Source organism: Arthrobacter sp. C152 (assembly GCF_054890965.1).
In genome coordinates this window covers 36,008-49,093 of sequence record NZ_JBTZSU010000015.1, presented here as the reverse complement: position 1 = coordinate 49,093, position 13,086 = coordinate 36,008, and the positions used below count along the sequence as shown (strand labels likewise).

The following is a 13,086-nucleotide window of genomic DNA, read 5'->3' as shown; positions in this document are numbered from 1 at the left end:
TTTAACCAAAGATCGGTGGCTGTCGCGGGGTTTCCAGCCTGGAACCGCGGATCCTGGGGCCGAACCTGCAGGTGATGTACCGATGCAGCAGGAGGATTAAGCGTTGCTTCACGAAGACGATGACTATTTATTCGACATCCGGCGGCTCTCCCTGCTGATGGAGGTGGTCGAGCAGGGTTCCATCACCGCCGCGGCCGAGCTGCGCCTGTACAGTCCCTCCGCGGTGTCGCAGCAGTTACGGAAGCTGGAGCAGGAGGTGGGGCAGCCCCTGCTGAACCGCCGTTCCAGGGGAGTCGTCCCCACCGAGGCCGGCCAGATGCTCGCCGGGCACGCCCGGAAGATCGTCCGGCAGATGCAGGCGGCCCAGGCAGACCTGAACCAGTTGGCCGGACTCAAGCGGGGATCGCTGACGGTAGGCACGTTCCCCACCCTGGCCGGATCCTTCCTGCCGATCGTCATCCGCGCCTTCAAGAAGCGCTACCCCGCCATCGGCCTGTCGCTGCGCAGTGCCAGGTTCGATGAACTCGTCGCCGACCTGGAATCAGGGGTGACCGGATTGTGCCTGCTATGGGACTATCCCTGGAACCCGTTCCACGACGACGCCATCCGGGTCACGGAGGTTTTCCGTGAGAGCACGGTGGTGCTGGTGGCGCGGGGGCACCGGCTCGCGGACAGGGACCAGGTGAGCATGGCGGACCTGCGCAACGAGTCGTGGATTGTGCGGGCGGAGGCCCACCCGGTAGTGGAGGTGCTGCAGCGGTCCGCGCACGACGCCGGTTTCGAACCTGCCATCGCCTTCCAGGCCAACGACTACCAGGAGGCCCAGGCCATGGTCAGCGTGGGCATGGGGGTGGCCATGGTCCCGAAAACCGCTGTGGCCCTCCAGCATCCTGACGTGCGGGTCCTCAGCCTGGGGGAGGCGGCCCCGTTGCGCCGGGTGCTCCTGGCCCAGCGGCAGGACAAGGTGTACGCGCCGGCGGAGGTTGCCTTCCATTCAACCCTGCTGGAAATCGCCCGCGAACGCGCCGGGGACTACCTGTAGACCATAGGGTGGAAAGCGGACCCCGGTTGACGCCGGTCCCTTTGATGCAGTTCCCAGGTGAAAGGCAGGACCATGACCGTTTCCAGTGACGATCCCCAGAACACCGCAGACCTTCGCGGCCCCGGCGACCCGGATGAAGCCAAGGATGATGCAAGGGATGAGGCCACCAAGGCGCCACAGTCCGGCCAGCACCCCGAGCAGCCGGGTGCGGCGAACATCCGTGAGGAGCAGCAGGCATACGCTGCCGGAACAGTGCCGGCGTCGTATGTGGGAGGCGGTGCAGCGGGGCAGGACGGCAAGCCGGAAGACGCGGCAGAGGAACCCGGCACCTGGGACGGCGACGTCTGAGCATGATCACCCACGTCGATATTGACCAGGCCGCGCAACGGACCGCCGGGCTCATCCGCCGTACGCCGGTGCTCGAAGCCGACGGCGGCACGGCCCCTGGCCAGGTGTGGTTCAAATGCGAGTTCATGCAGCACACCGGAACCTTCAAGGCCCGCGGCGCGCTGAACCGCATCCTGGCCAGCAAGGAGCGCGGGGAGCTGCGGGCGGATGTCGGAGTGGTGGTGGCCTCCGGCGGAAACGCGGGGCTGGCCAACGCCTATGCAGCCAGGCAGCTCGGGGTGCCCGCCACCGTCTTCGTCCCAGAGGCTGCGCCCGCCGTCAAAGTCGCAAAGCTGAAGGCCATCGGCGCCACCGTGGTGCAGGGCGGGGCGGAGTACGCCGCGGCCTACCAGGCCGCCGTCGAACATGCTGAGCGGACGGGCGCGGTGTACTGCCACGCTTATGACCAGCCCGAGATCGCTGCCGGCGCCGGAACCGTGGGCACCGAGCTGCTGGAGCAGGTGCCGGACGTTGATACGGTCCTGGTGGCGGTGGGCGGTGGCGGCCTGATGGCCGGTGTTGCCGCCGCCGTGGAAGGCTCGGCCAACGTGGTGGCGGTGGAGCCTGAAACGGCTCCCACGCTGCATGCTGCCCTGGCCGCCGGGAAGCCGGTGGACGTCGCCGTGTCCGGGGTCGCCGCGGACTCCCTGGGGGCCCGCCGGGTAGGCGACATCGGCTTCTCCGTCGCGGTCCGCTGCGGCGTCGGAAGCGTCCTGGTCTCCGACGCGCAGATAGTCGCGGCGCGGACTGCCCTGTGGAACGACTACCGGATGGTCGTGGAGCACGGCGCCGCGGCAGCCTATGCGGCCCTGGCGTCAGGGGCCTATGTGCCGAGGGCCGGGGAACGCGTTGCCGTCATTCTCTGCGGCGCCAACACGGACCCGGCAACGCTGTAATCCAAAGACAGGGGACCGGCGGCCGGTCCCCTGACAAAGTGGACCAGCTGTACTAGCCTGCGGCCTGGCAGAACTTGGTGTACGTGCTGCCGGCTTCCTGGTAGCCGGACTGGAGGTCGGCCAGCTTGTCCTTGTCCGGGTTCTCCTTGGCCTGTTCGTCCGTGTAGGCAAGGATGGACGCCAGCGCGGGCTTGAGGTCGTCCGAGGCCACGGCATGGATGGGCCGGATCTGGTTGGCGAGGTTGTTCATGCCCGTCTTGCCGGCGTTGTTCGCGGGGTTCGACACAACGGCCTGGATCCGCTCGCAGGTCTCAGCGGTGGTCAGTTGGTGGGAAGCGGAGCAGGCCGTGGCGGAAGCAACGAGGCCGGCGGCAAACAGGGCTGTGGCGAATTTCTTCATGGGTCCCTCGGTAGTGGTCAGAGGGTTCGATTGTAAGCAGATTAGGTACCCCCATGCCTTCGCGGGCCTGTCAACAGAGCTTAAAATGGCAGCACCAATCGTGCGGAGCTGCCGCAGATAGGCCCCGCGCGCATCACCACCAGACTAAGGAACCAGCATGCGCGGAACAGCACGACGGCGGGCCGCAGCAGGACTTGTCGCCGGACTTTCACTCCTACTCCCCACAGCCCTCCCGGCCTCCGCGGATCCGCCTTCCGGCGTCATAGTGCTCGACGGCGCCACCTCCGCCGAGGGCATCGCGGCCGGCGAAGGGAAGACCTTCTACGCGGGGGAACTCACCACGGGCGATATTTTCCGCGGCGACATCCGCAAGGCCACCGCCACACGCTTTATCGACGCACCTGCGGGGCGGGCAGCGGCCGGCATGAAGGTGGATACCGGCAATGACCTGCTGTTCGTGGCGGGCGCGGGAACCGGCAAGGCTTTTATCTATGACACAGACACGGGCAAGCCCGTGGCGGACATCAAACTCGGGGATGGATTCATCAATGACGTCGCCCTGACCGCGGACGGTGCCTGGTTCACCAACTCGATGGCTGCAGAACTGTACTTCCTGCCCGTGCGTGACGACGGCAAACTGGGCAAGGTGCGGACCCTCAAGCTGAAGGGCCCGGCTGCCGAGCTCACGCAGGGCTTCAACCTCAACGGCATCGCCGCCACCGAGGACGGCAAGACGCTCATCGTGGCCCACAGCGCCAACGGTGCGCTGTACACAGTCAATCCGAAGAACGGCAAGAGCGCCGCGATCAAGGGTGTCAGCGTTCCCAACGTGGACGGCATCCTGGTGCATGGGGACGACGTGTGGGCGGTCCAGAACTTCCTGAACCAGATTGCCCGCATTGACCTCACCAGCGACCTGTCCTCCGGTGTCCTGCGGGACACCATCAAGAGCCCGGATTTCAATGTGCCCACCACTGTGGCACGGTTCGGGGACACGCTGGCCGCAGTCAACGCCCAGTTCAACCAGCCGCCGAGCCCGTTCGAGGTGGTGCTGGTACCCTCGCACGACCCGGACCTTTAGGAGGCTTCAAAGGCGGAACTGGCTGGCAGTGTGGACTGCCAGCCAGTTCTTTGTGTGCTGCGGCCGGCTAGATGGTCCGCGTCGCCTTGGCCAGGTTGTCCTTCAGCTGCGCAGCGGTCTGGCGCTTCACGTAGGCGGGGCGGTCCCGCTCCACGCGCCAGCTCTCCGAGAGCGGCCCGACGTTGACGGTATCGAAGCCGAACTGGTCGTACAGCCGGGTGACCAGTTCCGCCGCTTCGGGGTAGTCGCTGGCGGTGGCCAGGGCGCGGCGGCCTTCCGTTCCGGCAGGGCTTCCGTCCGTGGTGATGTCCCGCGCCATGATGTGGTTGAAGCCTTTGGCAACCTTGGATTCCGGTAGGTGCTCCTGCAGCAGCCCGGACGTGGTGGCTTCGCCGTTGTCCAGGGCGGGGATCCGGCCATCCCGCTCCCAGTAGTAGTTGTTCGTGTCGATGACGATCTTGCCGGCCAGCGGCTCCACCGGAATGTCCTTGTAGTTCTTCAGCGGCACGGTGGCCACGGCGAAGTCGCCTGCGGCTGCCGCTTCGGCCGCGGTGGCCGCCCGTGCCTTCGGGCCGAGCTCCGCCACCAGGTCCTTCAGGGTTTCCGGCCCGCGGGAGTTGCTGATCACCACGTCGTAGCCCAGTTCCACCGCCTTCCGGGCAACCTGGCTTCCAATGTGTCCTGCACCGATGATTCCGATTGTTGTCATATGGGCGGCAACAGCAGCTTCCGTGCAGAAATTTCAGGCAGTTTTGGGGAATAAAATTGTCCCCGCGCCTACATCCCCAGGTACCGGCCGGGCCGGTGGTTCAGGGCGAGGATGAGGTTCAGCAGGGTGGCACCGGCCGCGGAGACCAGCACCATCATCGGCGGGACGAGAGCCAGCGCGGACAGCACGATCGCTACGTCCAGGACCATTTGCACGTAGCCGGCGCGCCACTTCAGTTTTTCCTGCAGCAGGAGGGCCAGGATGTTGAAGCCGCCCAGGCTGGACTTGTGCCGGAACAGGATCAGCAGCCCCACGCCGGCCAGCAGGTTTCCGCCCAGCACGCCGTAGATGGGGTCGATGTGCAGAGGCCCGAGCGCGGCCGGATGCAGGCTGGCCATCACCGAGACCAGTGCGATGGCGGCGCCGGTGCGAAGGGCGAAGTTCCACCCCTTCTTCCAGATGGCCAAGCCGAAGAACGGCAGGTTCACGGTAAAGAAGATGATGCCGAACGGCAGCGGGACGGTGTAGCTGAGCAGCAGGGCCAGGCCGGCGGTTCCACCTGTCACGGCGGCGCTGGACTTCAGCAGGAACAGCCCGAGCGAGGCGGCGAACGTGCCGGTCAGGATGCCCAGGACGTCCTCAACCACGGTATGGCGGACGGCCGACGGCGGCGCGGCGGGTGCCGCCGTCGAGCCCTGTTCCGCGCTGGTGGCCTGGTGGGCAGGCGAGATGGCGGTGCTCACTTTGCCGCGAACCCCGCGCGGTCGGCCAGGACCGCGAGCACCCTGTTGTTGGTCCCGGGGTCCGCCAGGGTGATCCGGACGCCGTCCACGGCGTAGCCGCGGGCCAGGATGTCGGCGTCCCCCAGGGCCGCGAGGAGCTGTTCACGAAGTTCGTCGGAGGCGCGGAGCCAGTAGAAATTCGCCTGGCTGTCCGGCACTGTCCAGCCGTAGCCGCGGAGGGCTTCGATGACGCGGGTCCGCTCGGTGGCCACCGCCCCGGTCCGTTCGCGGACTTCCTCCTCCGCTGCCAGCGACGCCACCGCGGCGGACTGCGCCATCCGGTTGACGCCGAACGGAACGGCGGTGCGGCGCAGGCCCTCCGCGATGTCCGGACGGGCGATTGCGTAGCCGATCCGCAGGCCGGCCAGCCCGTATGCCTTGGAGAATGTCCGCAGGATGCAAAGGTTGGGGTAGCGCCGGTAGAAGTCCAGCGCGTCCACGCCCGGCCCCCGCTGGAATTCGATGTAGGCCTCGTCCAGCACCACCAGTACGCGCGGCGGTACCGACTGCAGGAACGACTCCAGTGCGTCGGCATTGATGGACACCCCGGTGGGGTTGTTGGGGGAGCAGAGGATCACCAGGCGGGTCCGGTCGGTGATGGCTGCGGCCATGGCGTCCAGGTCATGGTGTTCGTTGGCCAGCAGCGGTACGCGGACGGAGGCTGCGCCGGCCACTGCCACCAGGATGGGGTAGGCCTCGAAGGACCGCCAGGCGAAGACCACTTCGTCGCCGTGGCCGCACACCGCCGAGATGATCTGCTGCAGCACGCCGGAGCTGCCGGGGCCGGCCGCAACTTCTTCGGGGCTGACGCCGTGATGCCGGGCGATGGCTTCGCGGGCCTCCACCGCGCCCATGCTGGGGTAGCGGTGGATCCGGCCGGCCTCGGCGGAGATCGCGTCCACCACCGATGGCAGGGGCGGAAAGTGGCTTTCGTTCGATGCCAGGGCCGCGGTCAGTTCGGTCTGGGCGCTCTTACCAGCCACGTAGGCGGGGAGTTCGGCGACGGCGGCACGCACCTCGGGTCGGGCGGTTTCGGGAAGAGTGCTGGTCATGCACAGCATCGTGGGGCAGCGCAGGACGTCTGCGCAACACAGCCATTTACAGCAGGACAGATTCGACCACTGTAGGCGCTCCAGGTGGCAAAATGCTCACTATGCACCTCGTTGATGCCCTTGACGCAGAGATCCTCCTCACACTGGACCGGGACCCGCAGGCCACCGTCCTGTCGCTCTCCAGGTCGCTGGGCGTGGCGCGCAACACCGTCCACGCGAGGCTGCGCCGGCTGGTGAACGACGGCAGCCTGGCATCCTTCAGCCAGCGGGTCCGCACGGAGGCGCTCGGGCTTCCGCTGACCGCCTTTATTTCCATCTCCATCAGCCAGTCCGTCAGCGACACAGCGGTGGCGGCGCTGCAGACCATTCCGGAAATCATCGAGATGCATGCCACCACCGGCGACGCGGACCTGCTCGCGAAGGTGGCCGCGAGGGACCCCGCCGACCTGCACCGGGTGACCAATGCGATGCTGGCGATTGCCGGCGTCGTGCGCACCAGCACCGCGATGTCCCTGGTGGAAGTGATGCCCACCCGGACCGTCCCGCTGCTGGAGGCGGCGGCGAAGAAGTAGGGCCGGCTCCTAGCCGACCAGGTCATCCAGGGCGTCGATCAGGGCGTCCACGAAAGCTGTGAGGATGGCCGGCTGGGTGCGGCCCGTCATCGTCTGGATCTGCCCCTGCCGCTGGCGCAGGACCGGGTGCTCGAGGTGGACGGCCACCAGGTCCTCCCGGTCGCGCCGGTCCAGCGAAAGGCCGCCGACCAGCGATACCCCCACCCCGGCGCGGGCGAACTGGATCACCGGGTTGATGTGGTCGCTTTGCAGGGTAATGGCCGGCGTGAGGCCTTCGATCTGCATGGCGAGGTCGAACAGCTCCCGCTGGCTGGACCCGGGGGCCGTGACGGCAAGTTTGTAGCGGCAGAGGTCCTGGAGCGTGGCGCTGGGCTGGCCGGCCAGTGGATGGTCCGGCGACACCAGGGCGAAGGCGACGGGGGTGGGCATGGAGTGCTCCACGGTGACCTTTGACTGCGGGCCGAGGGAAAACACGGCAGCGACGTCCGCCTCGCCCTCGGCAACCCTCCGGGTGCCCTCGGAGGAGGCGACGACGTCCAGATGGAATTCGACGTCGTCGTGCTGGCGGCTGAAGCCCGCGATGGCCGACGGGACCCAGACGCGGGCGAAGCCTTCCGCGCAGGCCACCCGCAGCGTGCGCGTCTTGCGCTGCATGGAAACCAGCAGTTCTTCGCGGACTGCCGCCCCCTCCGCCTCCGCCCGTCGCACGTAGGCCAGCAGGAGGCGGCCTGCCTCGGTGAGTTCCACACCGCGGGCGTGCCGGTTGAACAGCGGCGTGCCAAGCGAGGTTTCCAGCTTGTTGATCTGGCGGCTGATGGCGGACGCGGAGATGTGCAGCCGGTCGGCGGCATCGGTGAGCGTGCCCTCCTGCGCGACGGCGTCGAAGTACAACAGCGCCGGGGTCAGCATGTTCACAGTCGCACCTTCAGTTCCACGCAGTCCGCCATAAGGTTTGCGCTGAAGTCAAAGCTCATCGACAAAACGATACTGGTCGTGAGGGCTGCTGCCGCCTAGTTTGGAACTCACGTTCCAACAGCAAAGGATGGCCAACACATGCAGCAGCGCAGCGATCTCCTGTCAGCGGCAGGGGATTACGTGGATTCGGGCAGCTTCGAGGCGGACCTCGCCGGGCTCGTGTCCTACCGGTCGGAGAGTTCGACGGCGGAGGGCCGGGTTGCGCTGAAGTCATACCTCGATGAGGTGCTGGAGCCGGCGCTGGTGGCCTTGGGGTGCTCGGTGGAGCGCTTCGACGCGTGGCGTGGCGGCCTGAATTCCTTCCTGCTGGCCACCCGGCATGAAGGCGACGATCTTCCCACGGTCCTTTGCTACGGCCATGCCGACGTGGTTGACGGTCAGGCCCCCGGGTGGCCCAACGGCCGCAGCCCCTGGATCCTCGGCATCGAATCAGACCGGTGGTACGGCCGGGGTTCGGCCGACAACAAAGGCCAGCACTGGATCAATATCGTGGCCCTGCGGCTGCTTCTGGAACAGCGCGGCAGCCTGGGTTTCAACCTCGTGTTCCTCCTGGAAGGTGCCGAGGAAATCGGTTCGCCCGACCTCGCCGAGTTTGCGGCCGCACACCGCCAAGCCCTGCGGGCCGACGTCTTCATCGGCTCCGACGGACCCCGCCTGGCCGCTGAAAGCCCCACTGTCTTCCTTGGCGCGCGCGGCGGCGTCACCTTCCACCTGACGGCCGATCTGCGCAGCGGTTCCTACCACTCAGGGAACTGGGGCGGCCTGCTGCGGAACCCTGCCACCACGGTGGCCGCCGCCGTCGCGTCGTTGGTGGACGGGCACGGCATCATCAAACTGCCCGGGCTGCTGCCCGCGGGGATTCCGGGCCCGGTGGCTGCGGCGCTGGAGGCCATCGACGTGGTGGCCAACCCCGGCGACCCTGCCTCCGATCCCACCTGGGGCGATGGTTCACTCAGCCCCGCCGAGCGGCTGTATGCGTGGAACACGCTGGAAGTGCTGGCGCTCGGCGCCGGCAACCCGGAAAACCCGGTCAACGCCATTCCCGGCTCCGCCCGCGCCACGCTGCAGCTTCGCTTCGTGCCGGGAACGGACACGGCGAACCTCGAATCAGCCGTCCGGCAGCACCTGGAGGCGGCCGGGTTCGGCATGGTGGACGTCACCGTGGGCAGTTCCTTCGCGGCCAGCCGCCTTGACCTGGAGAGCCCGTGGGTTTCCTGGGCCTTGGCCTCACTTGAGGAAACCACCGGCCGCAAGCCCGTGCTGCTCCCCAACATTGGCGGATCGCTCCCGAGCTTCGTTTTCGCTGACATCCTGGGCCTGCCCACGCTCTGGGTCCCGCATTCCCATCCCGGCTGCCAGCAGCACGCCCCCGACGAGCACCTCCTGAAGTCCGTGGCCCGCGAAGGCCTGCAGATCGCCGCCGGGTTGTTCTTCGACCTCGCCGCGGCCGGCAGCCCCGCCGGCGCGGGCCTTCGCGCCGCCGTCCCCGCCAGCTCCGTTTCCTGACCCCTGGAGCTTCCATGACCATTCCGCAGCAGAAGAACCAGCCAGGCACTGTTCCAACCAGCACTGTTCCAACCAGCACTGTCCCATCCACAGCCGCCCGGGCCGAGGCGCCGCAGTCCGCCACCCGTGGGATTGTGGCGGCCACCATCGGCAACGCGCTCGAATGGTTCGACATTGCCATCTACGCGCTCCTGGCCATCTACATCGGCCGGAACTTCTTCCCCAGCAACGATCCCGGCGTCGAACTCATCCAGGCCTTCGCCGTGTTCGGTGTCTCCTACCTCATCCGGCCGCTGGGAGGCCTGGTGCTGGGGTCCTTCGCCGACCGGCACGGGTTGAAGAGGGGCCTCACCGTGACCATCCGGCTCATGGTGTTGGGCACCGCCCTGCTGGCGTTCATGCCGAACTACGGCACCATCGGCATCCTGGCCCCGATCGGAATCGTCCTGGCCAGGCTGATCCAGGGCTTCTCTGCCGGCGGCGAGTTCGGTGCCGCCACCGCCTACCTGATTGCCCAGAACGGCAAACGCAAGGGATTCCTGGGCAGCTTCCAGTTCGCCAGCCAGGGCCTTGGCAGCCTGCTCGCCGCGATCTTCGTGGCCGTCCTGACCACAGTCCTCACCGATGCCCAGATGACTGAGTGGGGCTGGCGGATCCCCTTCCTGTTCGGCCTGCTGGTGGGCCCTGCGGGTTTCCTGATCCGCAAGGAAATGCGCGAAGTGCCCGCGCCCCAGGACTCCGGCGACCGGAAGCACTCGCCCATTCGGGAGGTGTTCGCCTCCCAGAAGACCGGGATGCTCATTGCCGGCGGTGCACTGGCGGTTTCCACCGCCTTGAACTTCATCCTGCAGTACATGCCTACCTTTGCCATCAAGGAGCTGGGGCTCGAGCCGGGCATCTCATTCACCTCGCCGATCATCACCGGCGTCATCCTGACCTTTGGCACACCCGTGGTGGGCCACCTCTCGGACAAATTCGGCCGCCTGGCCATCATGGTGCTCACCGTGATCGTGCTGCTGCTCGCCGTCGTACCGCTGTTCCTCTGGGTGATCAGCGCAAAGTCCTTCCTGGTGCTGGCGCTGGTAATGACCGTGTTGGGACTGCTCAAGGCCGCCTACTTCGGCGCCCTGCCCTCCGTGATGTCCGATTCCTTCGATGCCCGGACCCGGGCCACCGGTCTCTCTTTCAGCTACAACACCGCGGTGGTGGCCTTCGGCGGGTTTACCCCCATGATCGCCGCCTACCTGGTGCAGCAAACCGGCCAGGCTGTAGCGCCGGGGTACTACCTCGCCGTGATCGCGTTGATCAGCCTCGCTGCCCTTGCAGCAGGAGTGAAGCTGCGCGGTATCCGCTGAGACAGGCGAACGCCCGCCCACGTCGTATTGACCGTGGGCGGGCGTGCCGTGTGTGCGGGGCAACCATACCCACAAGCGAACGTCCTCGCACAATTTCTCACAATAACTTTTGGTCAAACCCTTGACCAGATTTGTCAGCCACTGGTAAACCTAAAGGGCAGAAAGCGCTTTCCGCGTACGGCGAAACCCCCAAACATCACTCGTGGAGGGTCCTGCTGCCGCGTAAATGAAACGTTCCAACCTGTTGTGCGGCAGAGTCAGCTGCCGCCGCATCAAAGGAGATGTTCTTTGCCAAACCCCTCAATGTGCCCCCCTCAACGCCGCACCAGACGTGGCTGGAAGGCGGCGCCCGCCGCTGCCGCAGCCACGCTCTCGGCGGCAGCGCTGGTGTTTACCGGCGTTCCCCTGGCTGCAGCCGACCCCGGCCAGTCCGATCCCGCCGGCAATGCGGCGGCGCTGTCGCACCCCAGGCGGCAGGTGGAGAACCTGGACCGCGCCCCGGTTGCCGTGCTGACGGACCAGGGTGCCACCCTCGGCTGGCGGATGCTGGGTCTCGACATGGACAGCGTGGGCTTCCATGTCATCCGCGACGGCGTCCAGATCACCGATGAGCCCATCCGGGACACCACCACGTACGTGGACCCGGCCGGCACGGCGGACTCCACGTACGTGATCAAGACCGTGGGCAACGGCAATGGGCAGGACAAACTCAGCGCCGCGTTCAGGCCGCTGGCCCAGAACTACCTGCCCGTCAGGCTGGATAAGCCGGCCGACGGCGTCACCCCCACCGGGCAGGCCTACAGCTACACGGCCAATGACTCCAGCGTCGCGGACCTGGACGGCGACGGCGCCTATGAAATCATCCAGCTCTGGAACCCGACCAACGCCCAGGACAACTCCAAGTCCGGCTACACGGGCAACGTCTACGTGGACGCCTACCGGATGGACGGCACCAAGCTGTGGCGCATCGACCTGGGCCGCAACATCCGCGCCGGAGCCCACTACACGCAGATGCTGGCCTACGACTTCGACGGCGACGGCAAGGCCGAGGTGGCCTTCAAGACCGCGGACGGAACCACCGACGCGGCCGGCACGGTCATCGGTGATCCGGCGGCTGATTACCGCAACAGCGCAGGCTACGTGCTGTCCGGTCCGGAGTTCCTTACGGTGTTCAACGGCGCCCGTGGCACCATCATGGACACCGTCCCGTACGATCCGCCGCGCGGCACCGTGTCCGCGTGGGGCGACAGCTACGGCAACCGCGTGGACCGCTTCCTTGCAGCCGTTGCGTACGTGGACGGCGAACACCCTTCCATGATGTTCAGCCGCGGGTACTACACCCGCACCGTGCTGGTCACCTACGACCTGGCCAACGGCAAGCTGGTCAAGCGCTGGAAGTTCGACTCCGATGTGGCCGGCGCCGAGTACAAGGGCCAGGGAAACCACAACCTGTCCGTGGCGGACGTGGACCAGGATGGCAGGGATGAGTTCGTCTTTGGCTCCATGACCATCGACGACGACGGAACCCCGCTGTACAACACCACGCTGGGCCACGGCGACGCGATCCACACCGGCGACCTCGACCCTTCCCGCCCCGGACTTGAGACCTTCGCCGTGCACGAGAGCATGTCTGCGAGCGGCAACCGCGGCGCCACCTTCCGCGACTCAGCCACCGGCGAGGTGCTGTGGAGCATCCCCGCCGTCAAGGACACCGGCCGCGGCGCCACCGGTGACATCGACCCCCGCTTCCCGGGCTCAGAGAGCTGGGCCGTGGGCGGCGACGCCGCCTGGAACTCCTCCGTCGGGTACCTGATGTCCGCAAGGGGCGAGCGGATCGGGGACAAGATCCCCGCGGCCAACTTCATGGCCTGGTGGGACGGTGACCTGCTCCGGGAAATCGTGGACCACGACTTTGACGCCGTCGCGGGGATGGGCGTGCCCACCATCTCGAAGTGGAACTGGGACACGCAGGCCAGCGACAGGCTGCTGACCGCCACCGGAGCGCGCACCAACAACCACACCAAGGGCAGCCCGTCGCTCCAGGCGGACCTGCTCGGCGACTGGCGCGAGGAACTGGTGTTCCCGTCTGCTGACAGCACTGAGCTGCGGATCTACACCACCACGTCACCCACCGAGGTCAGGCTCCGCACCCTGATGCATGACCCGATGTACCGCACCGGCGTGGCCCGGGAGACTGTCGGCTACAACCAGCCGCCGCACCCCAGCTTCTTCATCGGCCAGGGCATGGAAACCCCGGCCATGCCGGCCGTGTTCTACGCGGGAAGCACGAAGTAGCAGGTAGAAAGTGAGCGCCGCGCGGCTTCCCTAC

13 protein-coding genes are annotated in these 13,086 nt (G+C 67.0%); 8 read left to right on the top strand and 5 right to left on the bottom strand.

From position 1 onward, the window contains the following. Positions 1–103: 103 nt before the first annotated feature. The 3 genes from ACYSM9_RS12245 to ACYSM9_RS12235 all read left to right on the top strand — a co-directional run bounded on the left by ACYSM9_RS12245 (position 104) and on the right by ACYSM9_RS12235 (position 2,325). Positions 104–1,042 (top strand): LysR substrate-binding domain-containing protein, encoded by a 939-nt coding sequence (locus ACYSM9_RS12245; RefSeq protein WP_461857233.1) that lies wholly within the window; start codon positions 104–106, stop codon positions 1,040–1,042. A gap of 72 nt (positions 1,043–1,114) precedes the next feature. After that, the gene (locus ACYSM9_RS12240) at positions 1,115–1,390 is read left to right on the top strand and encodes a hypothetical protein (RefSeq protein ID WP_461857232.1); all 276 of its coding nucleotides are present in this window, start codon (positions 1,115–1,117) and stop codon (positions 1,388–1,390) included. 2 nt (positions 1,391–1,392) lie between these two features. Continuing rightward, positions 1,393–2,325 carry a threonine/serine dehydratase gene (locus tag ACYSM9_RS12235; protein WP_461857231.1) on the top strand — a complete coding sequence of 311 codons (933 nt, stop codon included), beginning with the start codon at positions 1,393–1,395 and terminating at the stop codon, positions 2,323–2,325. Between the two features lie 52 nt (positions 2,326–2,377). On the opposite strand, the gene ACYSM9_RS12230 is transcribed toward ACYSM9_RS12235, so the two are convergent. After that, complete coding sequence (locus tag ACYSM9_RS12230; protein WP_461857230.1) at positions 2,378–2,725, bottom strand: hypothetical protein; 348 nt, start codon at positions 2,723–2,725, stop codon at positions 2,378–2,380. Positions 2,726–2,882: 157 nt separating this feature from the next. Here ACYSM9_RS12230 and ACYSM9_RS12225 point away from each other — a divergent pair, with 157 nt between their 5' ends. Then, positions 2,883–3,806, top strand: a complete 924-nt coding sequence (locus ACYSM9_RS12225; protein ID WP_461857229.1) for a YncE family protein — start codon at positions 2,883–2,885, stop codon at positions 3,804–3,806. A gap of 67 nt (positions 3,807–3,873) precedes the next feature. On the opposite strand, the gene ACYSM9_RS12220 is transcribed toward ACYSM9_RS12225, so the two are convergent. From ACYSM9_RS12220 to hisC, 3 genes are all read right to left on the bottom strand, one after another. After that, positions 3,874–4,515: an NADPH-dependent F420 reductase gene (locus ACYSM9_RS12220; protein ID WP_461857228.1), complete on the bottom strand. Its 642-nt coding sequence runs from the start codon at positions 4,513–4,515 to the stop codon at positions 3,874–3,876. Between the two features lie 68 nt (positions 4,516–4,583). After that, positions 4,584–5,258: a YitT family protein gene (locus ACYSM9_RS12215; protein WP_461857227.1), complete on the bottom strand. Its 675-nt coding sequence runs from the start codon at positions 5,256–5,258 to the stop codon at positions 4,584–4,586. Next, positions 5,255–6,358, bottom strand: a complete 1,104-nt coding sequence (gene hisC / locus ACYSM9_RS12210; RefSeq protein ID WP_461857226.1) for a histidinol-phosphate transaminase — start codon at positions 6,356–6,358, stop codon at positions 5,255–5,257. Before hisC ends, ACYSM9_RS12215 begins: the two co-directional genes overlap by 4 nt. An 83-nt stretch (positions 6,359–6,441) precedes the next feature. Here hisC and ACYSM9_RS12205 point away from each other — a divergent pair, with 83 nt between their 5' ends. Next, positions 6,442–6,921 carry an Lrp/AsnC family transcriptional regulator gene (locus ACYSM9_RS12205; RefSeq protein WP_461857225.1) on the top strand — a complete coding sequence of 160 codons (480 nt, stop codon included), beginning with the start codon at positions 6,442–6,444 and terminating at the stop codon, positions 6,919–6,921. A 9-nt stretch (positions 6,922–6,930) separates the two neighbouring features. Here ACYSM9_RS12205 and ACYSM9_RS12200 read toward each other — a convergent pair whose 3' ends face one another. Next, entirely contained in the window at positions 6,931–7,830 is a 900-nt protein-coding gene (locus tag ACYSM9_RS12200; protein WP_461857275.1) for a LysR family transcriptional regulator, read from the bottom strand. Between the two features lie 144 nt (positions 7,831–7,974). Between ACYSM9_RS12200 and ACYSM9_RS12195 the strand changes: the two genes are divergently transcribed. The 3 genes from ACYSM9_RS12195 to ACYSM9_RS12185 all read left to right on the top strand — a co-directional run bounded on the left by ACYSM9_RS12195 (position 7,975) and on the right by ACYSM9_RS12185 (position 13,052). Beyond that, positions 7,975–9,402 (top strand): M20 family metallopeptidase, encoded by a 1,428-nt coding sequence (locus ACYSM9_RS12195; protein WP_461857224.1) that lies wholly within the window; start codon positions 7,975–7,977, stop codon positions 9,400–9,402. A gap of 14 nt (positions 9,403–9,416) precedes the next feature. Then, the gene (locus ACYSM9_RS12190) at positions 9,417–10,757 is read left to right on the top strand and encodes an MFS transporter (RefSeq protein WP_461857223.1); all 1,341 of its coding nucleotides are present in this window, start codon (positions 9,417–9,419) and stop codon (positions 10,755–10,757) included. Positions 10,758–11,060: 303 nt separating this feature from the next. Beyond that, complete coding sequence (locus ACYSM9_RS12185) at positions 11,061–13,052, top strand: rhamnogalacturonan lyase (RefSeq protein WP_461857274.1); 1,992 nt, start codon at positions 11,061–11,063, stop codon at positions 13,050–13,052. Positions 13,053–13,086 lie beyond the last annotated feature (34 nt).

What these genes read in the sequence shown, in the direction of transcription:
- ACYSM9_RS12185 (WP_461857274.1), top strand. Translation starts at nt 11,061, where the DNA reads ATGTGCCCCCCTCAACGCCGCACCAGACGTGGCTGGAAGGCGGCGCCC.
- ACYSM9_RS12225 (WP_461857229.1), top strand. Translation starts at nt 2,883, where the DNA reads ATGCGCGGAACAGCACGACGGCGGGCCGCAGCAGGACTTGTCGCCGGA.
- ACYSM9_RS12205 (WP_461857225.1), top strand. Translation starts at nt 6,442, where the DNA reads ATGCTCACTATGCACCTCGTTGATGCCCTTGACGCAGAGATCCTCCTC.
- hisC (WP_461857226.1), bottom strand. Translation starts at nt 6,358, where the DNA reads ATGCTGTGCATGACCAGCACTCTTCCCGAAACCGCCCGACCCGAGGTG.
- ACYSM9_RS12240 (WP_461857232.1), top strand. Translation starts at nt 1,115, where the DNA reads ATGACCGTTTCCAGTGACGATCCCCAGAACACCGCAGACCTTCGCGGC.
- ACYSM9_RS12195 (WP_461857224.1), top strand. Translation starts at nt 7,975, where the DNA reads ATGCAGCAGCGCAGCGATCTCCTGTCAGCGGCAGGGGATTACGTGGAT.
- ACYSM9_RS12230 (WP_461857230.1), bottom strand. Translation starts at nt 2,725, where the DNA reads ATGAAGAAATTCGCCACAGCCCTGTTTGCCGCCGGCCTCGTTGCTTCC.
- ACYSM9_RS12200 (WP_461857275.1), bottom strand. Translation starts at nt 7,830, where the DNA reads ATGCTGACCCCGGCGCTGTTGTACTTCGACGCCGTCGCGCAGGAGGGC.
- ACYSM9_RS12220 (WP_461857228.1), bottom strand. Translation starts at nt 4,515, where the DNA reads ATGACAACAATCGGAATCATCGGTGCAGGACACATTGGAAGCCAGGTT.
- ACYSM9_RS12190 (WP_461857223.1), top strand. Translation starts at nt 9,417, where the DNA reads ATGACCATTCCGCAGCAGAAGAACCAGCCAGGCACTGTTCCAACCAGC.
- ACYSM9_RS12235 (WP_461857231.1), top strand. Translation starts at nt 1,393, where the DNA reads ATGATCACCCACGTCGATATTGACCAGGCCGCGCAACGGACCGCCGGG.